Annotated in this window: 16 protein-coding genes and 2 pseudogenes; 12 read left to right on the forward strand and 6 right to left on the reverse strand. The window is 48.3% G+C overall.

The features are described 5' to 3' along the window. Positions 1-248 precede the first annotated feature (248 nt). Positions 249-830: an Npun_F5749 family FMN-dependent PPOX-type flavoprotein gene (locus H6F52_RS15815; RefSeq protein ID WP_190429301.1), complete on the reverse strand. Its 582-nt coding sequence runs from the start codon at positions 828-830 to the stop codon at positions 249-251. A gap of 529 nt (positions 831-1,359) precedes the next feature. Here H6F52_RS15815 and nrdJ (H6F52_RS15820) point away from each other — a divergent pair. From nrdJ (H6F52_RS15820) to H6F52_RS15835, 4 genes and pseudogenes are all read left to right on the forward strand, one after another. Next, a pseudogene (gene nrdJ / locus H6F52_RS15820) lies at positions 1,360-2,589 on the forward strand (ribonucleoside-triphosphate reductase, adenosylcobalamin-dependent); the annotation flags it as partial. 244 nt (positions 2,590-2,833) lie between these two features. After that, a pseudogene (gene nrdJ, locus H6F52_RS15825) lies at positions 2,834-3,904 on the forward strand (ribonucleoside-triphosphate reductase, adenosylcobalamin-dependent); the annotation flags it as partial. A gap of 122 nt (positions 3,905-4,026) precedes the next feature. Further along, positions 4,027-4,248, forward strand: coding sequence for a hypothetical protein (locus H6F52_RS15830; RefSeq protein WP_190410355.1), 222 nt, complete (start codon positions 4,027-4,029; stop codon positions 4,246-4,248). A 403-nt stretch (positions 4,249-4,651) separates the two neighbouring features. After that, a complete protein-coding gene (locus H6F52_RS15835) occupies positions 4,652-4,930 on the forward strand; it encodes an RNA-binding protein (RefSeq protein ID WP_190410354.1) in 279 nt (92 codons plus the stop codon). Between the two features lie 274 nt (positions 4,931-5,204). On the opposite strand, the gene H6F52_RS15840 is transcribed toward H6F52_RS15835, so the two are convergent. Then, positions 5,205-6,287: an ATP-dependent 6-phosphofructokinase gene (locus H6F52_RS15840; protein ID WP_190536032.1), complete on the reverse strand. Its 1,083-nt coding sequence runs from the start codon at positions 6,285-6,287 to the stop codon at positions 5,205-5,207. Positions 6,288-6,520: 233 nt separating this feature from the next. On the opposite strand from H6F52_RS15840, the gene fbp reads away from it, so the two are divergent. The 6 genes from fbp (at position 6,521) to H6F52_RS15870 (ending at position 15,247) form a co-directional block, all read left to right on the forward strand. Next, entirely contained in the window at positions 6,521-7,600 is a 1,080-nt protein-coding gene (gene fbp, locus H6F52_RS15845; protein ID WP_190410352.1) for a class 1 fructose-bisphosphatase, read from the forward strand. 109 nt (positions 7,601-7,709) lie between these two features. Then, positions 7,710-8,855, forward strand: a complete 1,146-nt coding sequence (gene tal / locus H6F52_RS15850) for a transaldolase (protein WP_190410432.1) — start codon at positions 7,710-7,712, stop codon at positions 8,853-8,855. A gap of 145 nt (positions 8,856-9,000) precedes the next feature. Then, a complete protein-coding gene (gene zwf, locus H6F52_RS15855) occupies positions 9,001-10,530 on the forward strand; it encodes a glucose-6-phosphate dehydrogenase (protein WP_190526116.1) in 1,530 nt (509 codons plus the stop codon). A 189-nt stretch (positions 10,531-10,719) separates the two neighbouring features. Next, positions 10,720-12,096, forward strand: a complete 1,377-nt coding sequence (opcA, locus tag H6F52_RS15860; RefSeq protein WP_190536033.1) for a glucose-6-phosphate dehydrogenase assembly protein OpcA — start codon at positions 10,720-10,722, stop codon at positions 12,094-12,096. Between the two features lie 76 nt (positions 12,097-12,172). Next, on the forward strand, positions 12,173-13,618 hold the full coding sequence (locus H6F52_RS15865; protein ID WP_190536034.1) for a cobyrinate a,c-diamide synthase: 1,446 nt from the start codon (positions 12,173-12,175) through the stop codon (positions 13,616-13,618). A 213-nt stretch (positions 13,619-13,831) separates the two neighbouring features. After that, positions 13,832-15,247 carry a dynamin family protein gene (locus H6F52_RS15870; protein ID WP_190536035.1) on the forward strand — a complete coding sequence of 472 codons (1,416 nt, stop codon included), beginning with the start codon at positions 13,832-13,834 and terminating at the stop codon, positions 15,245-15,247. A gap of 68 nt (positions 15,248-15,315) precedes the next feature. On the opposite strand, the gene H6F52_RS15875 is transcribed toward H6F52_RS15870, so the two are convergent. The 3 genes from H6F52_RS15875 to infC form a co-directional block, all read right to left on the reverse strand. Beyond that, positions 15,316-15,795: a Crp/Fnr family transcriptional regulator gene (locus H6F52_RS15875; RefSeq protein ID WP_190429295.1), complete on the reverse strand. Its 480-nt coding sequence runs from the start codon at positions 15,793-15,795 to the stop codon at positions 15,316-15,318. A gap of 128 nt (positions 15,796-15,923) precedes the next feature. Further along, positions 15,924-18,896 carry a HEAT repeat domain-containing protein gene (locus tag H6F52_RS15880; RefSeq protein ID WP_190410346.1) on the reverse strand — a complete coding sequence of 991 codons (2,973 nt, stop codon included), beginning with the start codon at positions 18,894-18,896 and terminating at the stop codon, positions 15,924-15,926. Positions 18,897-19,020: 124 nt separating this feature from the next. Continuing rightward, positions 19,021-19,554 (reverse strand): translation initiation factor IF-3, encoded by a 534-nt coding sequence (gene infC / locus H6F52_RS15885; protein ID WP_190410345.1) that lies wholly within the window; start codon positions 19,552-19,554, stop codon positions 19,021-19,023. 450 nt (positions 19,555-20,004) lie between these two features. On the opposite strand from infC, the gene H6F52_RS15890 reads away from it, so the two are divergent. Continuing rightward, complete coding sequence (locus tag H6F52_RS15890; protein WP_190536036.1) at positions 20,005-20,955, forward strand: alpha/beta fold hydrolase; 951 nt, start codon at positions 20,005-20,007, stop codon at positions 20,953-20,955. A gap of 77 nt (positions 20,956-21,032) precedes the next feature. Here H6F52_RS15890 and H6F52_RS15895 read toward each other — a convergent pair whose 3' ends face one another. Then, positions 21,033-21,401 (reverse strand): BON domain-containing protein, encoded by a 369-nt coding sequence (locus H6F52_RS15895; RefSeq protein ID WP_190410343.1) that lies wholly within the window; start codon positions 21,399-21,401, stop codon positions 21,033-21,035. A gap of 333 nt (positions 21,402-21,734) precedes the next feature. On the opposite strand from H6F52_RS15895, the gene ilvN reads away from it, so the two are divergent. Further along, positions 21,735-22,253 (forward strand): acetolactate synthase small subunit, encoded by a 519-nt coding sequence (gene ilvN / locus H6F52_RS15900; protein ID WP_190410342.1) that lies wholly within the window; start codon positions 21,735-21,737, stop codon positions 22,251-22,253. The last annotated feature ends 565 nt before the right edge of the window (positions 22,254-22,818 follow it).

Raw genomic sequence — 22,818 nt, forward strand, 5'->3', positions numbered from 1 at the left:
TACTTCAACTATTTCAGCAAAGGTTTCACGACTAACGCCGCATAAGCGCTTGAACTCACCTTCTGAAAGCGATTGTAGCTCCGTATACGGCATACCAACTCCCCAGTGTCTTGCTGATCTACTCCCTTATTGTGCAATCTCGATTATGAACTGGCACACTACTTGACCATTCATGCAGGAGGTCTAGTAATTAAAAATTAGAAATTAAAAATGGAATTTCTCAATTTTTAATTTTGCGTTTTTAATTCTTACGGATTTACGGCTTGAATAGACCAAGCTTGAGAACTTTCGAGGCGATAAAGACTTCGGTTTTGGGGATCGCCTCGCAACTCCAAATGATCGACCTGTACGGGTTCTAGTAGTAGGAGACAAAAACTCTCTAGCGGCTTTTGGGGGTCGGGTGGCGGCGGAGAAAAAGTGCTGACATCGGCTCTCCTTTCTCTGGGATGGGGCCAACCAAATTGCAGGCGAGCGGCGTCGGAAAGGTCTTGCCAAGACACCTGACGCGCTTGCTGGAGCAGAGAATCAGGATAATTGGCTCCTACCAGCGTCAGCGTCCCAGCGAGGCGAAATTGTTCGCGAGTGGTGGTAAAGTACCAGCAAGCTTCTGCCCAAGGGTGATGCTCGATTTGATCGGCTTTCTGGCTGCGAGAATCGGTGACAAATTTTAATTGGTTGGTATTGTCTAAAAATCCCCGAAAGACGAGCGTGCGGTTAGCAGGACGCCCATCAGCCTGGATGGTGGCTAGCTGTAAGTAGCGAGAATGGGGTTCGCTACGGTTACGGTGTAGGGCACCCGAAAGAAGCGATCGCCAGGGAGCAAGCATCATCGTCAAGAGTTCATCCCCATTACCAATTACCCATTTTCCAAAATATCAGTTTAGTATCTTGAGTTGTTTAATTGCCGTTTCCTAGCGCTCCTTTAACGGATTTGGAAAAATTAACGCGATCGCAATCTGGTAACTTTGCAGCTTGCTACCCTCCGATTTGATGAGCGAAATGGCTGCGCCAGGGAGTATTTGTAACTGGGAAGCTCCTGTCCATTGCGCTCGTGAATTAAGTTTGCTGGTGAACTTTTGCACCGCCTCTCAAAAAGGTAATTAGAAACCCAGACAGTAATCTCAAACGACGGAAAAGGGCGGCTGACAATCGCCCTTAATTTTTGCCTTTTGACCAGCTTTTAACTATTACGACTGTGACCAATTAAGCCGCTCAATGGGGTATTTTACCGTACCAATTTTATTTAAAAAGCCACACGGATAGCGCAATTTCCTCGATTTTTCAAGCTTTGACCCCATATCTGCGATCGCGTATAGTAAGTGATCTGTGAATTTTCCCAAAACCAATCAGACTTGACCTATGGTTCGAGAGCTTGAGCGAGTAATCCAGACGAGCCGGTTTCCTGAAACGGCACCGGCTGCGAATCCTGTATTTTTTAGGACGTACAGCCGTCGCACCCAATCGGGGCGCGAGACTTGGGATGAAGTGTGCGATCGCACGATTAGGGCGTTGACGAAGCTTGGCAAGCTCACCCCTAAAGAAGCTGACACGATCGATCGCATGCAGCGCCAGATGAAAGCTCTTGCCTCTGGACGTTGGCTGTGGGTGGGCGGCAGCGAGTGGATTGAAAGACCCGAAAACTTCTCAGGAGCCTACAACTGCACCAGCACCAATGTAGTAGACTGGCGTGCCTTCGGTCTGATGATGGATTTGGCAATGATGGGGTGTGGCACTGGAGCCGTTCTCGAACCAAAATACATTAAGCAACTGCCACAAATTCGCAATCGCCTTGTGGTGACGGTACAAGGTGAGATTGGCTCTACTCCTGCGTTGCAGCGCCGCGAACTGACAGAAGTGAAAGTAGAGGGCGAAAAAGTCAAAATTTACGTCGGAGACAGTCGCCAAGGCTGGGTTAAGTCTTATCAAACTTTGCTGGAATTATCGAGCGATGAGCGCTTCACAGCAGAAGTACAGGTATCCATCGACCTCAGCGATGTCCGAGCAGCTGGAGAACCCCTCAAAGGCTTTGGTGGCGTTGCCAATCCCGTGAAGTTGTCAGGTCTTTACGAACGTTGCGCGTCAATTTTAAATAAAGCTCTAGGAAGGCGTCTGAATTCGGTTGAATGCTGTTTATTAATAGATGAAGCCGCCGTTGTCGTGGTTGCTGGCAACGTCAGGCGCTCAGCTGGAATGAGGCAAGGTTCTAGCGATGATGAAAAATTTGCCGACGCGAAAGGCAATCTTTGGCAGCAGGATGAAAATGGTAACTGGCGCATCGATCCAGAACGGGATGCGCTTCGCATGGCAAATCACACTAGAGTTTTCCACCACAAACCCACTCTAGAAGAATGCCTTGCCTCTGTTCGTCAGCAGCATTATTCCGGGGAAGGTGCAATTCAATGGGCAGGAGAAGCAGTAGCAAGAGCCAACTGCGATCTATTAGAAACCCCTGAGCAGAAAACTGATTTTCTGCAAGCTTATAGTCAAGGTAAGGCTGAACAGTGGTTAGGAGAACACTACCCCGACCTATCTCCTGATGAGATAGAGCATCGATTAGCTCGTGTTGGTTTGAATCCTTGCGGTAGCTTAGATTTTGCCGCCTAACCTGGGAACAGGTTAGATAGTCAGAGGGTGAATTGCTGGAAGCCTAAACACCCAAAAAGGTGCAAGGTAATCAGCAGCCAAGCTCCAGATGTAAGGCAGGTAGCCCCAGAGCTGGAGAAGGTTCAGAGACTAGACCTGCGGGAAACCAATAATGGTCAGATAGCGCCCTCCACCTAGACCAGGTGAAGATATAGTCCGAGACCACTAGAAATAGTGGATAACAAAACTGGAAATCATCGGCTCAAACTTCCACTGCAACCTTTCGGAGGTTCATCTCAATCAAATTGACCCACATAACTATAAAGAACAAGAGGAAGCTTTCACGGCTGGAGCATTATCAGTCGCCTCGCTGCTCAATCACGAATTTGTCGAAGAACGCTATCGAAAGTCACGGGAACTCGATCCAATTGTGGGAGTTTCTTTCACAGGATTATTTGATTTCTTTGTGAATGCCTTTGGTGTAGATTGGTTGCGCTGGTGGGAAGCAGGGAGACCGGAAACAGAGGCAGGACTAAGCTTTAAGAAACAGGAGCAGGAATATCTGACGCGCTGGCGGGAAACGGTGCATCAAGTGGTATGGGATTATTGCGATCGCCACGGCATCAAACGCCCCAACCGCTGCACCACGGTTCAGCCTTCCGGGACAAAATCCTTGCTGACAGGCGCTTCACCGGGCTGGCATCCGCCAAAAGCTCAACGTTTTCTGCGCCGGATCACCTTCAGAAAGAATGACCCAGTTGCTCTGGCGTGTATTGACTACGGGTACAACGTGATTCCGTCTCAGTCTGATAAAGATGAAAACGGCAATCTCCTGAACGATCCCTTCGATCCCAGATGCTCGGAATGGCTGGTAGAAATCCCCGTTGCTGTCGCTTGGGCGGATTTACCGGGAGCCGATCAAATCGAGATTGGCAAGTTTAACGCGATCGCGCAAATGGATTTTTATATGCAAGTTCAAAAATTCTTTGTGCGTCACAACACCTCCGCGACCATCGAGTTGCGCGAGAGCGAGATCGAAGCGTTAGGCACTCGGATTTACGAAGCAATCCGAGACGATCAGGGTTACATCTCAGCAGCGCTTCTAGCTCGCTTCGACGATCATCAGACGTTTCCGCGCTTGCCGTTTGAGCCAATCGCCAAAGAGCAGTATGAGCAGATAGTCCAGGAAGTCGAAAAGCGACGCCAGACCGAAAATTTTCATGCTGCCTTAAGTCGCTACGATTCAGGCTATTTGATGGAAGTCGGTCCCGCTGGGTGCGACTCGGATAAGTGCTTATTCTCCGACCAAAAGTCTGGCTAGAGGCGTAAACCTTGTTTTTGGGAAGATGCGATCGCATCTTCCCATACCACTACCCGCAATCGGACACGCTACGATCGACGGATAGACATCAGTTACTATCAGGCAGCAACAGGAGACTCTCAATGTTTCTCGATGAACTAACCCCGCTCTTTAAAGAATTCACTCAGCACCCAGGCGCTTTCTTAGGCGGATTGGTTTCTGGTTTACTCCGCATCAACCTGAATGACGACCCCGTGAAAACCTGGCTTGACGGACAGGCAGGTGTAGCTCCTTCCCCTACAGCTTCTTCCAACGGCAGTGGTAACGGCAAAGGTAGTGGCCCACAGTCAATTTCTATTGACTAACTTGGCATCGAAAGCTGAATGAGGCTAAAGATAAAGACGGCTGGAAAGTTGGCAGCGGCTCGGTCGATTTTTCTGAGAAATTTAGCCTCCCTAATCTTTGAAATTCTCCCTTGGGCAATGTCTTCTGAGCCACTGCTAAAAGTCAGGGAATTTTAATAATTAGAGAACCGCTCAGCGTGTACCCTAGATCCTCTCCCACAATGAAATTAGTAGGCTATGATAGGACGAAACCTAAAAGTTCAGTCCTATTAATGGTCGGATTTGGGACTCGTGCAGCCACATTTGTGGGCTGGGTTGATGAAAATTCACCATTGGTAAATAAGTCTTGACCTGGCATTAGGGGTCACATCTAGCCATCTAGGGGTTCTGAACTTTAGTTCCTCGTTCAGCTTTATCGATCCACATGACCATTTACGTTGGAAACCTGTCTTACCAAGCGACCGAAGAAGATTTGACAGCAGTCTTTGCAGAGTACGGCGCGGTGAAGCGAGTTGTCTTACCGACAGACCGCGAAACGGGACGTATGCGCGGATTTGCTTTTGTTGAAATGACAGATGATGCCCAAGAAGACGCAGCCATCACCGAATTAGATGGGGCTGAATGGATGGGCCGTCAGCTTAGAGTGAATAAAGCACGACCCAAGGAGGACGATCGCGGCGGCGCGAGGCGAAGCAGATTTTAAGGAAAGATAGGGCGAAATCAGCACGGTTGTTTGAAAAACACTCCTAAAAAAGGACAACTGTGCTGGTTTTGTCGCGCATTGCCACCGGTTCTCAACACCGAGCAGAATTGATGCTGATGGCTCACACAAGAGACGAGTCGTGGCGGTGGAGAATCCGGCGGCTCGTTAAGTTTCTAAGTTAAATCTCTAAGCTGGTAGAGCGAAACAAAAAGCTTCGCGATCGCAGATTGCTCTGTTAAATATTTCTACACCGCGATCGCAGAACTTTAGTCTTTTAATCTCCAAGGCAAATCCCCAAACCTCTAGCAGTTTTGACCAAAGTATCGTCGGGATCGACGGCTCTGTATTGTCCAATCGCTTCAGCAATTGGCACGCTGACAATCTCGCGGTTTTGCCAGGTAACAACGCGATCGTACTTTTCCTCAGCAATCAGATCGACAGCCGCCACCCCAAAGGCAGTTGCCAGTAACCGATCCAGGGGCGAAGGCAGTCCCCCTCGCTGAACGTGACCTAAAACAGTCACGCGGGTTTCTGCACCACTAGCAATTGAAATTTCCTCTGCCAAATACTGCCCGATTCCGCCTAATCGACATTCCCCGAATCGATCCATACTCTTAACTGGATTGCCTTCAGCCGTGCAAACCGCCTCTGAGACAATGACGATCGAGAAATTCTTTCCCATCGCTTGACGATTCCGAATTTTGCGACAGACATTTTCAATGGTGTAAGGAATTTCTGGGATCAAGATCACATTGGCTCCCCCGGCGATCCCCGCATTCAGGGCAATATGACCGGCATCGCGCCCCATCACTTCTAGGATCATGACTCGATTGTGGCTCGCCGCAGTAAAGTGCAATCGGTCGAGGGCTTCAGTGGCGATGTTGACGGCGGTATCAAATCCGATAGAACGCTCAGTGCTACCGACATCGTTATCAATGGTTTTAGGAATCCCGACTAAGTTGATCCCGCCTTGTTGCGCGAGTTTTCGGAGAATCGCTAAACTGCCGTCCCCACCAACTCCAATTAAAGCTGACAAGCCTAGTTGATGGTAGCCCTCAATAATATCTTCGGAGCGATCGCGCAAGCTTCCATCCGTCATTGGAAACGCAAATGGATTTCCTTTATTCGTCGTCCCCAGCACTGTACCGCCCATCGTTAGCAAGTGGTCTACCTTATCAAACTCCAGCTTGATTGCTTCTGGCGGACTGCTCATTAAGCCCAGCGTAGACCGGCAAATCCCCCACACTTCCCAGCCGTACTTACCATTTGCACAGCGGACAACTGCCCGAATCACAGCATTTAGCCCCGCACAGTCACCCCCACTGGTCAGGATTCCGATCCGTTTGTATTCTCCCATCTTGTTTTTTTGGATTGCGAGCGGTAATTATCTAATTTCAGCCTTGTTGCCTTTTAGACAATAAAGCGCGTCTAAAGATTTTATTTCTTTAGTTGATATAAAGTTAAACACCATCCTGAGAAATGGCTCCCTAAGATAGAAGGTAGAGCGACCAGGTCTTGATATGTTGGGGCAGTAGCTCAATGAGAGCTGCCCTGTTAACAAAGCATTTATTGAAAGGGAGGACGAAAACTATGTCCAACGTGGAACAGCCTTTCGTCGTTCAGGAACAAGCCCTAGATCGCGACTGCACAACGCTATCTCGTCACGTTTTGCAGCAACTCCACAGCTTTTCGGCAGATGCCCAGGACTTGAGCGCGATTATGAATCGCATTGCCCTCGCGGCAAAGTTGATTGCGCGACGACTCAGCAGGGCAGGATTACTCGAAGGCGTGCTGGGATTTACGGGTGATGTGAATGTGCAAGGGGAATCCGTCAAAAAGATGGATGTCTATGCCAATGACGTATTTATCTCGGTATTTAAGCAAAGCGGTTTAGTCTGCCGTTTGGCATCCGAGGAAATGGAGAAGCCTTACTATATTCCCGAAAATTGCCCAATCGGGCGCTATACCCTGCTCTATGACCCGATTGATGGCTCCTCGAATGTAGATATCAATATCAACGTGGGTTCCATCTTCGCAATTCGCCAACAAGAAGGAACAGATGAAAATCAAACCGGCGGTGATTTATTGCAAAACGGGCGCAAACAAATCGCCGCAGGTTATGTGCTATACGGGCCTAGCACGATGCTGGTTTATTCGATTGGTACTGGGGTTCATGCTTTCACCCTCGATCCCAGCTTAGGCGAGTTTATCCTTTCAAGTGAAAACATTCAGATTCCCAATCACGGCTCTATTTATAGTGTCAATGAGGGAAATTTCTGGCAGTGGGAAGAACCCTTGCGAGACTATATCCGCTATGTTCATCGACAGGAAGGCTATACGGCTCGATACGGCGGGGCGCTGGTGGGCGATATTCACCGGATTCTCTTCCAAGGAGGTGTTTTCCTTTACCCCGGTACTGTGAAAAAACCAGAAGGAAAATTGCGGTTGCTGTATGAATCGGCTCCCTTAGCCTTTTTAATAGAGCAAGCCGGGGGTCGAGCAAGTACGGGTACGCAAGAGATTTTGGACGTAGTGCCAAATGCCCTTCATGCGCGATCGCCATTGCTGATCGGTAGCAAAGAAGATGTCACCTTGGTGGAATCTTTTATTCAGAAACGGGCATGGGATGAGGATAAAAACGCGATCGCGCGCTCGCGCGTGCCTCAATAAGGTTTTGCTTTCTTGAAAAATTCCCGCATTGACCTTTCAAGCTGCTCAACGGGAACATTCTCGATCTAGCGTTACAAAGACAATTGTTAGGAGCCAAAAAATGACAGATATGCCAAACAATCATCTATTAGAGATCAAACAATACGGTCAGAGTATCTGGATGGATAACTTGACCCGTGATTTGATTCAAAGCGGCGAACTCAAAGATATGGTTGAGAATAAAGGGATCTGCGGGATCACCTCTAATCCAGCCATCTTTGAAAAAGCGATCGCTGGAAATGCCATCTACGACGCCGATATTGAAGCCGGGATCAAAGCTGGATTGCCCGTTGAAAAGATTTACGAATCCTTGGTGTTTGAGGATATCCGCAATGCCTGCGACATCCTCCGCCCTGTCTATGACTCCTCTGAAGGTCTGGATGGGTACGTCAGTATTGAAGTACCGCCAAACATCGCCCACGACACCCAAGGCACGATTGAGGAAGCTCGGCGTTATTACCAAGAAATCGGTAAAGATAACGTCATGATCAAGATTCCCGGCACTACGGCAGGTTTGCCAGCCGTCGAGCAAGTCATCTCAGAGGGGATCAACGTCAACGTGACGCTGCTATTCTCCGTTGAGAGCTATGTTGAGACCGCTTGGGCTTACATTCGCGGCTTAGAAAAGCGGGCAGCGGAAGGCAAAGACATCAGCAGAATCTCCTCGGTAGCGAGTTTCTTCCTTAGCCGCATCGATATTAATATTGATGCTCGTATTGATGCCATGCTGAAAGCAGGCGTGGATAGAATCGAGAAAAAGGCAGAACTGACGGCAATTAAGGGCAAAATCGCGATCGCTAACGCCAAAATTGCCTACCAGAAGTACAAAGAGATCGTTAAGAGCGATCGCTGGAAAGCCCTATCAGCAAAAGGTGCAAATGTCCAGCGGTTGTTGTGGGCAAGTACCAGCACCAAAGACCCCAGCTACAGCGATGTCATGTATGTGGATGAGCTGGTTGGCCCAGACACAGTAAACACCTTGCCACCGAATACCATCGAAGCCTGCGCCGACCACTGCGACGTTGCTTCTCGCATTGAAACTGGGGTGGAAGAAGCCTATCAGCTGATTGAAAGTCTCAAAGACCCCGACATCGACATCAATCTAGACGAAGTGATGGACGAATTGCTAGTCGAAGGAATTGAGAAATTTGTGAAGCCCTTTGAATCTCTAACCGCATCCTTGGAAGAGAAAATCAAACATCTGCAACCTGTGTAAGAAAGTTTTGAGTTTTGAGTGCTGAGTTTTAAGTTAAGAAAGGGGTCTGATAATTCAAAGTTATCAATTCAGCTAGGAATTTAAAACTCAAAGCTCAAAACTCAAAATTCAAAATTCAAGATTCAAAATTCAAAACTATCCTTCTATGGTCACACTGCTAGAAAATCCTTTACGTGTTGGGTTGCGGCAGGAACGGATACCAGAGCCGCAGATATTGGTAATCTTCGGGGCATCCGGAGACTTGACGCAACGGAAGCTCGTGCCAGCTCTCTATCAGATGAAGCTGCAACGACGCCTGCCAGCGGAAATGACCATTGTCGGCGTGGCGCGTCGGGAGTGGAGCCACGACTACTTCCGGGAGCAGATGCGCGAGGGGATCGAAGAATTTAGCGATGGGATTGGCTCAGAAGAACTCTGGCACGACTTCGCCCAAGGTCTATACTACTGCCCTGGTGATATTGACAAGCCCGAAAGTTACCAGAAACTGAAAGCCTTCTTAGCAGAATTGGATGGTCAGCGCGGAACGCGAGGAAACCGCGTATTTTACCTCTCCGTTTCTCCAAATTTCTTCCCAGAAGCGCTTCGCCAATTGGGTACGGCGGGCATGCTCGATGACCCACTGAAAACCCGTCTGGTGATTGAAAAACCTTTTGGACGGGATCTCAACTCCGCCCAAGCCCTAAACCGCGTAGTGCAGCAGGTTTGCCAAGAAAAACAGGTTTACCGCATCGACCACTATCTGGGTAAAGAAACGGTTCAGAATCTCCTGGTTTTCCGTTTCGCTAACGCAATTTTTGAGCCGATTTGGAACCGACAGTTTGTCGATCACGTTCAAATTACGGTGGCAGAAACCGTAGGCGTCGAAGACCGTGCCGGGTACTACGAAAGCTCCGGAGCCTTGCGGGATATGATGCAGAACCACCTGATGCAGACTTTCTGTCTCACGGCAATGGAACCGCCCAATTCCCTGGATGCCGATAGTATCCGCACCGAAAAAATGAAGGTTCTGCAAGCAACTCACCTGGCAGACGTGCATAACCTGGAGTTATCAGCGGTTAGGGGTCAATACTCTGCTGGATGGATGAAGGGTAAGCCGGTGCCTGGATATCGAGAAGAACCGGGGGTCAACCCCAACTCCACGACGCCAACTTATGTAGCGATGAAGCTGCTAATTGATAACTGGCGCTGGCAAGGAGTTCCTTTCTATATGCGAACCGGCAAGCGTCTACCCAAGAAGGTCAGCGAGATTTCCATCCACTTCCGCGAAGTTCCTTTCTTAATCTTTCAATCTGCCGCCCAGCAAGCAAGTCCGAATGTGCTGACGATGCGGATTCAGCCGAATGAAGGAATTTCTCTGCGTTTTGAAGCCAAAATGCCGGGAACAGAACTGCGGACGCGCTCGGTAGATATGGACTTTAGCTATGGTTCCTCGTTTGGGATGGCAACGTCCGATGCTTATGACCGGCTGTTAATCGACTGTATGTTAGGCGACCAAACTTTGTTCACGAGAGCTGATGAAGTGGAAGAAGCGTGGCGTGTTGTAACACCGGCATTAAACGCTTGGGAAGCAAGCACTGACCCAGCATCGGTTCCCCAGTATGAAGCGGGAACCTGGGAGCCAGAGGAAGCAGAATTCTTGATTAATCAAGATGGACGCCGCTGGCGCAGATTGTAGTTGGGTTATGGGTAATCGGTAATGGGTAATCAGAGTTGTAAGTATTGAGTTTGAAGTTAGAAGAAACTCTTCCATTCAAAACTCAGACGCAATCAATCGCGCCTCTACAACTTAAAACTTTTTACCAATTACCTTTTTACCAATTACCAATTACCTTTTTACCAATTACCTTTTCCTCAATCACTGAATATGGCAACACAATCTCTTCCGATTGTTTCAATACAACCGCCTAAAGATGTCTCAATGACAGAAATTGAGGCGGAACTGCATCAAATTTGGCAAAGCTACAATAGCGACAATGATAATGGCGAGTCTCCGATGGCTACGCGGGCAACCACATTTACTTTTGTGGTTTACGAACCGGAGGAAACTCAGCAGCTGTTGGCAGCTTTAGGATTTTACAAAGGCCCGATCGATGGAATTGATGGCCCGCTGACAGAGGCGGCGATCAAGACGGCTCAGAAAGCTTATGGACTGCCAGTAACGGGCAAGACGGATGCCGGAATCCTCGACCGACTGCGAGTAGAGCAAGCAAAGAAGCGCTCCGATGGGAATACAAAAGAGGCAGATGCCAGTAATGGTCAGCAGTCTTCCTCAGATAGCTTTAGAATTGCGGATGCGATCGCTGCCGCTAACCCCTGTCGCATCATTGCTTTATGCCCCGTCTCTGGGGAAGATGAAGGCGTGACTGCCCAAGTCTCAGCCTATTGCCCGATTCAAAAGCAAAGTCATAATACGCTAATCTGCTGCGAATACATTACTCTGCAAGGCACTGCCGAAGCTTTGGAACGCATCGGTGGGATTGTGAGTGGGCTGCTAATCGGCGGTCTACCTAAGTTTCTCTGGTGGAAGGGTACGCCCGATCCCAATGATGCTCTGTTTAAGCGGCTGGCAGCAGTCTGCAATTCTGTGATCGTTGACTCCTGTGTTTTCAACGAACCACAGGATGATTTACTGCGGGTACAAACCCTTCTGGAACAAGGCATTCCGGTTGCCGACCTCAATTGGCGTCGGCTGGCTCCGTGGCAAGAATTAACCGCTGAAGCTTTCGATCCACCAGAGCGCCGCGAGGCTCTTAAGGAAGTGGATAAGGTGACGATTAATTATGAAAAGGGCAATCCTGACCAAGCATTGATGTTTATTGGTTGGCTGGCGAGCCGGTTGCAGTGGCACCCCGTTTCATATACCAAAGAAGGCGGTGATTATGACATCAAGCGGATTGAATTTGTTGCTCCCGATCAGCGGACAATAGAAGCGGAGTTGGCAGGGATTCCTACTGCTGACTGGGGCGATATACCGGGTGACTTGATTGCGCTACGTCTGAGTTCGACGAACCTGGATGCAGACTGTTGTACGGTTTTGTGTTCCGAAACGACGGGTTGTATGCGGATGGAGGCAGGTGGTGGTGCCCAAGCTTGCCGGATTCAACAGGTAACGCCGATGTCTGACCAAAAAGCTGAGTTCTTGTTAAGTCAGCAGTTGCGGCGTTGGAGTCGAGATATGCTTTACGTAGAAAGTATGGCGATCACGGCGGCAATTCTCAAATTAGCGATCGCAAATGGCTAATCGCGAATTGTTCATTGTTCATCGCAACTGTTCATCGCAAGATAGATGAACGATGAACAACAAGCAATGAGTAAATATGGCTTTAGCGATCGCCGGAGAACGCAGCGGGGTGGGCAAAACGACAGTTACGCTCGCCCTGCTGTCGTCTTTATGTCGTCGGAGTTACCAGATTCAATCTTTTAAAGTAGGGCCAGATTACATCGACCCGATGTTTCACACGTACGTGACTGGTCGTGCTTGCCGGAATTTAGACCCGGTACTGACCTCTGAAACTTACGTGCAGCAGTCTTTTCTTGCTCATCGTTACGGAAGCGACTATGCCCTCGTGGAAGGGGTCATGGGGCTATTTGACGGAGTCAAGAGAATTCAGAATGAAAAGTTAAATCTTGAGCGAGAAACGGAAAATTTTGCACTCAGCACTGACTTTGGAAGTACGGCTCATATTGCGCGGCTTTTGGATTTACCCGTGCTGTTGGTGTTAGATTGCAGCCGGTTATCTGGTTCGGTGGCAGCGATCGCTCATGGCTATCGTTCTTTTGACTTTAGAATCAAGATTGCTGGAGTAGTGTTAAATCGGGTGGGAAGCGATCGCCACCTGCAACTTCTCAAAGAAGCTCTAGAACCTTTGCAGTTGCCCATTCTAGGAATTTTGCGGCGGCAAGAGAATATCAGCATTCCCGACCGGCATCTGGGCTTGGTGCCCACCGCAGAGCTGTCTCAGATGGACGCTTTAATCGATCGGCTTGCCGATTTGGGAGACAGTTGCTTTGAGTGGGAACACCTCTTGCCGCTTCTCAAGGTAGAACAAAGGCAACAAATAGAATTAATTCATCCTTCATCCCAGCCTTCACGGGATATCCTCGATCCCTTAAGAATTGCTGTTGCCCGCGATCGCGCTTTTAGCTTCTATTACCAAGACAATCTAGATATACTTGCATCCCTGGGAGCAGAATTGGTGTTTTGGAGTCCGCTGACGGACAAAAGCTTACCAGAAGGCATCCAAGGATTATATTTTGGGGGTGGTTTCCCGGAAGTTTTTGCCCAAAACTTGGCTGAAAATACCGCGACTCGTGATGCAGTGCGGAAGGCTATTTTGGCGGGAATGCCCACTTATGCCGAGTGTGGCGGTTTAATGTATTTGTCTGAAAAAATTGTAGATTTTGAGGAAAATTCTTACCCAATGGTAGGAGTTTTACCAACCATAGCCGCCATGAGTTCGCGCCTGAGTTTAGGGTATCGGCAAGCGATCGCGCTGCAAGAAAGTCCCCTCCTCCCGGCTGGGGGAAGCGTTTGGGGGCATGAGTTTCACCGTTCTCACTTAACTGAGCAACCGGAAGCGCCGCTATTTCAAATTCGGGGGTGCGATCCCAAGAGTCCTGTTACCAGTGAGGGATGGGCAATGCATCACGTTCATGCTTCCTACGTCCATCTTCATTTTGGCGGCTGTCCGGAGATTCCGGCTCGATTTCTAAAGCATTGTCTTCGTTTTTCCCTAGCGGGGAAGGAGTCAAGCGAAACGTAAATTGACGGATGGAACCGACAGGTTGGCGCTAGGCTGACGCCTCACTTCGCTCTTTTCATGCCCAAAGGGCTGTACGCGATCGCGACTTGTGTCTGCAATGCTTGAGCGTGTAGTAGCCTGCGATCGCAACTGTCACTCTTGTTTGTTTCTTCTGCGTTCAGCTGATGTAAGCTTTAGCTAACTTACGCTAGCCCCTTTCGGCGGACGATTGCTATGTCTTCTGAACAGTTTCAAGCAGCACACGACAGCATTTACATCACAGGTAGGCTACTCTTACAGTCCCTTCAAGAAATTCGAGCAACACGCGAAGGGGAGGAAGACGATACCAAGGCGTTACAACGCATCGAAAATGACATTACTAAAGCGCTATATGCTTTAAAAGAGCAGAAGTATCAAGTTGCGGTTATTGCTCCTCTGAATGCAGGCAAAAACACTTTCCTAAATGCCTTAATAGGTGCAGATATTTTGCCAAGTGAAGCTGAAGCGATTACTGCCTGCCGTACCGATATCCGACATATTGATTCTGGACAAGTGCATAGATTTCTGGAGTATCGAGAAGGACATTGGCAACCTGTTGCGATCGCTTCTGGTGATGCGGTCGAAATTGCCCAAAAATTCCTAGAGCATACTCAATCTATTCGGAATCAACATAATCCCGCTCGGACTATCCGCTTTGAAATAGAACATCCGATTGAAGCAATTAGCACGCTTTCATCTCTAGCTGGCTTTACTCTAAGCGATCTGTCTGTTGAAAATGAGCAAGCATCTATAAAATTCACCCCGACAACAGAGCAAGAACAGATAATCTTAGAAACCTTAGAAAATACCGATGTAATCTTATTTATTTTAAATGAGAATAATTTTAAAAATGATTCTGTATCCGGTTTTTTAAAAAAAATAATAGAGAACTATCGCCAAATTTTAGCAGTCAATCAAGGTAAGGTTTTCTTTATTATTAATGAGGTTGAGCCGAAAAACACACATATAGACGTTTCTGAAGTTATTGAAATCTGCAAACAAACGTTAATCGGCTTAGGTTTTCCAAGTCCGATTATCTATTCGGCAAATTCTAGAAAAGGACTTTTAGCAAAACTGATTCAAAACAGCACAGCAACTAGCAATCATACCAAAGAGTTTGTCCAAGTATTTTTAGGAAACTATATCGAAGAAACTGAGGAAGGTGAATTTAGAGTTCCCCAACCTATAGAGATTGCGCCTAAAGTTCTCAAAGATAGCGGAATTCTTGTTATTCAAGAAATCGTGCTTCAAACAATTATTGAAAACTCAGGTTGGAATCTTCTGAATGGAGTTTTGGCAGAACTCAATAAAGCTGCAAAAGCAATAGAAGATTCTCTGAATACCCGTCTTGTAAGCGAGGAAGTAGAAACTGAAAATATTCCAGGAAAGGCAGCTTCCCAAAGTACAGAGACGTTAACTAATGAGCCAATTCAAGCATTAGGGAATGAGCTAGAGCATTTGGCAACTGAACCCCAAAAACCGGAAGTAAATCCCCCTCGAATTGTAACAAGTTTAAAGGAGCGGAAAGCTCAACTGAATGAATATATGGATGAATTAACTTCAATTCGGAAATCGTTGGATAGTTGGAAGCCAGTACAGAGAATGAACTAAGCTGTTAAAGAATTTGGCTAATGGATGAGATCGCGTCTCTTCCTGGCTTTTTCTCCTTGCTTCGCAGTTCATCCTCCCAAATTCCCCGCCTTACTTAAATCTGCTTCCTGACTTTCCGCCTTATAAACGTTGATCTTGTTGTTCAGTTCGCGGATGCGACGGGACAGCAGACGAATGATATTCACTGCAATTCCTGGCGTCTCGTCAATCGCATCATACAGTTGCAACTGCGTCAGCATCAGACACTCGCAGGATTCCAAAGTCGTAATCGAAGCCGAACGCGGCTCAGCATCAAACAACGACATCTCCCCAAAGGTGGCTCCCTGCTCCAAGTGAGCCAAATCCCGCCCGCCAAAATGAACCCGTACCCTACCAGAAACGACAATATAGAGCGATCGCCCCTCTTGTCCTTCGGTAAAAATCGTATGATGCGCTGGAAAGGATAGCTCATCCATCACAGAAGCCAGCCGCACCAGAAAATCATCCCGCAGTTCCTGAAAAATCGGGACGCCTCTGACAAATAATAGGCGCTCAACGCTGGTTAACATCGGAATCTAGACTCTAGACTTTGGACTTTTAGACTTTAGACTTTTAGACCTTGGACTTTAGACTTTAGACTTGAGAACAGCCCATCGTCATTAGGGTAATCATCCAGAGTCCAGAGTCTCTAGTCCCTCTATTGTCCCAGTTCTGCCATCATCTGCTGAACTTGGGCGGCGACAAGGCGATCGCGGTCATTTTTCAGGACGGGCAACATTTCCTGCAAAGCGCGGGGTGCAGCGGCTCTCAAATAAGCCAAAACCGCTTCCCGCACAAAGCCGGTGGGATGGCGCAGACACACCAGCGTCTGTTCCGGCGTCAGACTCCATTTCGCCTGACGTGCTGCATGAAAACAACACGCTAAAGGCCAGTCTGACAGAAAATGACGTAAATCCAGCAACCGACGCAGGCGATCGCTCTGAATCATCGGTTGATAAGGAAACATCTCTGCCAAGTTTTGCAGTTTTTCTTTCTCTGGTCGCCGATCGAGAATTCCCACAAGCGATCGCTTCTTAGCGATATCTAGAGTATTATCCAAAATTTCCAACCCCAGCGCGATATTCGACGGCGAATCAGATTGGAGATTAAACGCTGCTGCTTGAATCGAGCTAGCCGGATAAAGAAACTTCATCAGCAAAAAACACCGCTCAATCACATCCGACTGCTCTTCCAGAAGTGCCCGTTGTAGCAATGAGAGCGCTGACTGGTTTGCTTCTCGTGTTGAGGCGAAAAAAGATTCAATTGGTTCATCCGCTGACAAATCTACTAAAGCAGCATACAAGTGTCCGACAAACAGCATTTCCTGCTCAATTAACATTTCAACACCGCTGCGACCTAAGCGGTCGAGAACCCCCTCGATTCCGGTTTCGTGGGGCATTTTGAGCAGAATCCGCAGGATGTTGCGTCGCGTAGTCCCCCAGCCGGTTTTTAGATGAGCCACCAACTGATTGAGGGCTTCCGGCGTGCCAATTTGACCCATCGCACTCCAAGCCTGTAGCCTTACCAAATCTGGTTTGTGGATATCTTGTGCTAACTCGACCAGCATCGGAATCGCTTCATCTCCTAAACGCACAATCGCACCTAGAGCGGCTTCGCGGGTAGATTTGTAGTAAAGCCCTCGCACCAGAGCCGGATAGTATTCGTGTAAACGGGTTGAGGAAATTACCTCTAGCAAGGCGCAGCGCACGCGCAAAGACTCATCTTGTAACAAACTAGGAATATAAAGTCGCAGTGCCTGCAAATAATCTGCCTCTCCCAGCGCTCGACAACCCATGACTCGTTCCCGTTCCCGTTGATGAGTCAGCATCCGGCGCAAGGTATTGGTCGCTTCGGCTTTCTCCGTCGGGGTGCCCCGGCGCAATATTAAGGCGGCGGCGGTTCCCCGTACCACCGGGTCTACGTTTGGGCGGAGGTAGGGCTGTAACTGGCTAATATCAGGGGTTTCCTGAGTTAGCCAGATATAGCGTAGAGCGACAGCAAGAACTTCTGGATTGAGTTTTTGAGCAATCAGCCCCTGAACTTGGTCTAAATAAGTGGGATTCGGCGTCAGCAGCATTGCTTCTAGGCTCTGGCGCTGCAAGGCTGGAGTGAGGTGAGTGAGCAGCGGAGCAAGGATTTCACCCACATCCTCCAAGTCGATTTGGCACAGGAGTTCGATGCAAGAGCGTTTATCTGCTTCCGTACCTGGTTTCTCCAGTGTTTCGACGACAGCACGCTTGAGGACTCGCAAATCGACATCTGAAACGCTCAGCCGTTCTCCTTGAGCGCTCTGAACCAGCAAGCCGACATAGCTCGATCGGAGCAGGAAAACAATTAACAGCCAGAGGAGGGCAAAAATAATAATAACGGCGACAAACACCCAACTTTGGAGCGATCGCAGCGAGTTCTCCGACAGGTTGTGAAAGGTAAAGGCTAACAAGCTGATGATGCCTAAGATCCCCGCTCCAGTAAATCCTGTGGAGAGGGATTCGGCAATGCCCCGCACCTGAGCCATGATTGAGCTGCGAATGTTATCGGGGAGCGGTTGGAATAGAACCGGCCCAAGGGCAGCCATGAGGGTATAGCGCAGCAGTTCGTCTATAAATTTGAGGAAGATCAGACCTAGAAAAAAGCCTGTAACCCCGGTGAGAGCAACCAAGCTAAGAATAATAATTGCCACAGGCAACAACATAGCGGCAACAAATACTCCCAGCCGTTCGATGGCTCGACTGGAGATAAACCACTGGGTTGCTAGTTCGCATAAACCCACGATGCCGCTAAACAAACCGAGGAAACTGGCAATTTCCTTGCTGTCAAAGTTCAGCTCTAATTGACTCAGATACTGAAAATCAATTAACAAAAACAGAATCTGCCCAACGATGAAGAAGCCAAATAAGGGGATGACGTAGCGCTGTAAGGGGCCTCTCAGACGCCTGGATGTGAAGTCGCTTTCTTGATTTAAGTTGGCTCTGACGGGAGAATCCGGAAAGGCTTGCTTGTACTGCTGGGTGAGATAAAAAAGGCTACAAGCTCCCAACCCCATCATCACGACAGCAACTAGGGAAACGTTATTCAGTCCAACGGTGGCGAGGATTAGGGGGAGGGAAAAACCACTGACAACATCTGCAACGAGGATGCCACTACTAATGAGGGGGTAGGTGCGCTTAATTTCCCGGATATTGAAGAGTTGATTTGCAGTAATGGAAGTGTTGAGGTCATTAAGGACGTTAATCGCTTCCACCCACAGCCGCATCAGAAAGACTGTGACGCCAGCCAAATAGACAATATCTAATCCCAGGCGGAATAGGACAAGGGGGATGACTGCAAGGGAGGCTACTAGGACAACTACCCAGCGCAAAGGCAAAATCTTTTGCATCCAAGAGTAGACAAAGCCCAGGCTCGAACCGATACCCGCTGAGAGGATATAGAACAGGGGCAATTGCTCTGCGCCATACTCTTTCAGAAAAAGGGCTACAGTACTAGCTTCTGCCCAGATGATGCCGATGGAAGTTGTGGTATAGAAAGCGAACATGAATAGTGTTCGCTCTCCTTCTTCTGGACGAAGATTGACCCACTGGAGTAATCCCCGACCCCAATCGGACCAAGACCAAGCGCGATTGTTCAGTTTCATTGGTATTTTGTCCGTTGTCAGTAGTCAGTGGTCAGTGTTTCTTTTTTGCCACTGACCACTGTTCGGGCGACGCCTGGTCTTCCCCACACCACTGACCACTGACTACTGACCGCCGACTACTGAGCTATTTTTTCGGAGACAGCAGCATCATCATGTTGCGACCTTCTTTTTTGGGAGCTTGCTGCACTTCCGCTAGTTCCTGTAAATCCGTCGCCATCCGCTTGAGCAAGTCCTCGGCTAAATCGCTGTGTTGAATTTCGCGACCTCGGAACGTAATCGTGGCTTTAACCTTATCTCCCGCTTTCAGAAAGCGCTCGGCTTGATTAACTCGCACCTGATAGTCATGCTCTTCAATCTTGTAGCGCATCTTCACTTCCTTGACATCAGCCGTATGCTGATTTTTCCGAGCTTCCCGCGCTTTTTTCTCTTGTTCAAATTTATATTTGCCATAGTTCATAATCCGGCAAACGGGGGGTTCTGCCTTATCGCTGAGCAGGACAAGATCCAGCTCTTTTTCTTCAGCGATGCGGATAGCCTCGTTTGGCGTCATAATTCCCAGCTGCGTGCCATCGGTGTCAATGACGCGAATTTGGGGAAAACGAATACGTTCGTTAATTTGGGGTAGATCGCGAGTGCGTCTTTTCTCAATCACAGGCATTAGGGTTATGTTTGCTCGGTTAGTTGATGAGGTTAATTTTGATAGCAGTGGGTTGTTGAATGTTTGAGCGATCGCACTAGGGCTACAGGCTGCTTCCTGGCGTTCTCAATTTCATTCCCAAAGAAACCAAGTTTTTCTTTCCTTGTATCTGCCATTCTACTGAGTATGGGAGAGTTTCTGTCTATAGTTGTTCACGTAACTTCCAAAAAGCGATCGCTCCCATCTCCCCCTCAACGACTGCTGATTGGCAATTTACGCAGACGATGCAAGTCTGGTGTTCGGGGTAGGGACTTTTTCTGTGCAGCCATACAGTATCGGTTTTGTCTAGGTTTGTTAACTTAACTTCTCAGAAACCCTGATGAGACACGCTCTAGCAGCAAACCACTAAAATAGAAGTCAACAGACAAAGATAAAGTTTATAAAACTTATTAATTTGAGGCAAAAGCGATCGTGACCCAGCATTGGCAGCATCGAATTGGCAGTCAAAGAGACTGGGTTTGGCGGGGTTGGCAGACTCGCTATACGTACATCCGGACGTCTCAACCGACACAAAAGACGACCCCCTTGTTGCTGCTGCATGGATTTGGGACTTCCATTGGACACTGGCGACACAATCTAGCGGTACTTGGTCAGTCTCATACGGTTTATGCGCTAGATATGCTGGGATTTGGGGCATCCCGGAAGGCGCAGGCAGATTACAAAGTCGATCTTTGGGTAGAGCAAGTTTATGATTTCTGGCGGACTTTTATTCAGCAGCCAGTGGTATTAGTCGGAAATTCGATAGGATCGCTGGTGTGTCTGGCAGTGGCAGCCGCGCATCCAGAGATGGTGAAAGGTTTTGTGATGATGAGTTTGCCCGATCCCTCCGTGGAGGAAGAGGCAATTCCCGCCTGGTTGCGACCCGTTGTGACAGGGGTCAAAGGTGTTGTGGCTTCACCCGTGATTCTCCAGAATGTTTTTTATCTAGTCAGGCGTCCGTCCTTCGTCCGCAAGTGGGCTGCGATCGCTTACGCTAACCCAAATGCTGTCACCGACGAACTGGTAGATATTCTGGCAGGCCCCGCTCAAGATCGGGGCTCGGCAGCAGCATTCGGTGCCATCCTCAAAGCGATGACCAGTGCTAAATTTAGCCCCAGTGTCAAAACATTACTGCCAACCTTGAACACGCCCATGCTCTTGATTTGGGGTCGGCAAGATAAAATGATTCCTTTTAGCGTACTGGCTCGATTTAGGGATATCAACCCTAAGCTTCAGTTGGTTGAGCTGGATGCAGGTCACTGTCCCCATGACGAATGTCCAGATGAAGTTAACCAGATTATCCTCAACTGGCTTGAAACGATGCCTGAAGACCAGGTAGATAGCTCTGCTACACCCCAAAAACAGTTAGCAGTGAGTGATTAGCTTTTCGCCAAGTAGGGTGGGCACTTCCCACCCTATCGATTTTTTCTTCTAGCCTCGAATTTCTAGGCCTCTAACTTCTAGCCAATGGTGACTTGATCGGTTTGGACACCCGTGGCACCCTCCACACTCCGGGCGACAGAGACCATTTGGTTGAGAATTTGCTGGCTGGGAACTTGTCCTTTTAGCACAACTGTGCCGCCGGTTTGGGCTACATAGAGCGTATTAATATCATCCAGATCCGGATCTTGATCGAAAGCTAGAGCAACCCGCTTGGCAAGTCCGCTTTGGTCATATTCTCCAGTCAATCCCACTCGCTCTGGGGGAATCGTCTCGCTGCTACTTGCAGTGCCGGTTGAGGCAGGAGCTTGAGCTGTCGGTGCTGGTACCGCATTAGTTTGTGCATTTTGCGGCTTTTCCATGCCAAAAAGTCTTTTTAACCAACCCATAGGTATTTTTGCTCCGAATTAAGCTGAACTACACCATTATTATGAAATTGCTAAATCAAGACATCTATCAATGAAAAGATTTAAGGTTTTCCGGGGGGCTAAAAATCCCTAAATATACAGAGATCGCCGTTTTTTGTAGCCAGGGGGTGCTATACAGTAACATTAAGATGTAGCTTCGTTGACGTAATTTCTGTTAACATTGCCTTCGCATACCGTGTAGGTAGTAAGTCTTTGCTAACGTACTGCTTACAACCCACGTAGCTTCTTGTAGGGAAGCAAAATATTGCTTAGCGTGTTGAAAGCAACATCGCGCCTCCGCCTGTTTTGTATAAAATGAAACATACCCTTTCAGTTTTGGTTGAAGATGAAGCTGGAGTCCTGACTCGGATTGCCGGTTTGTTTGCCCGTCGGGGATTTAATATTGAAAGCCTTGCTGTTGGACCAGCTGAACAGCTCGGAATCTCCCGGATTACGATGGTCGTGCCGGGAGATGACCGGGTGATCGAGCAACTCACCAAGCAGCTCTACAAGCTGGTGAATGTACTAAAAGTCCAGGATATAACGGATACTCCGTGTGTAGAACGAGAGCTGATGTTGCTGAAGGTGAATGCTACCAGCTCCAATCGCTCGGAAGTGATTGAACTGGCTCAGGTTTTCCGCGCTAGGGTAGTAGACATTGCGGAGGATGCGCTCACTTTAGAAGTGGTGGGAGATCCAGGCAAATTGGTGGCGATTGTTCAAGTACTGAATAAATTTGGTTTGCGTGAAATTGCTCGTACCGGCAAAATCGCCCTTACCCGCGAGTCGGGTGTTAACACAGAGTTTCTCAAGTCTCTGGAAGCTAAGCTTTAATCGAGTTAAGGGAATTTTTCAGCTTGCTGCTGCGGGAAGTAGAGAGAAGCATCAATTTTCCTGGCTCGGCGATCGCGCTTTTTATCATCTGTTCTTCTCTTCTATTCGCGCTTATTTTCTCCGAGTCTCCAGTCTATTGAGTCTGGCTCGGAGCTTTTTTTAGTAAGGTACTCCAAACGACTTTCCAGGAAATCTACCCAATCGCTGTTATTCCCTGGCTTCCTACTTGCCCTGTGTAGCCAAAGACTGGCATAGCTATAGAAGCGTGAGATTAGAGGTTCCCTTCCCGGAGTAGGCAAGAAATCCCCTTGAGTACAACTTTGTCCTAACATTCGCAAAAGTTTCCGGATGAGCTGATGCCTACCTCGGATTAGAGGAACTCGATTGTATCAGGAGCGATTAGAGTTCAGTTCTTGCTCAGGACAGATACTATTTTCTTTTATCAGAAAAATCGTTTATTCTCTGATAACTACATAATAAGATGTGAGTTGCCGAAACAGCCGTCAAGAACCTCTGCTAAAGGGGGAGTTGCGAACCAACCAGGTTTGCAAACCATTCCTGGATG

It is taken from the genome of Coleofasciculus sp. FACHB-542 (genome assembly GCF_014695825.1).
GTDB lineage: Bacteria > Cyanobacteriota > Cyanobacteriia > Cyanobacteriales > FACHB-T130 > FACHB-T130.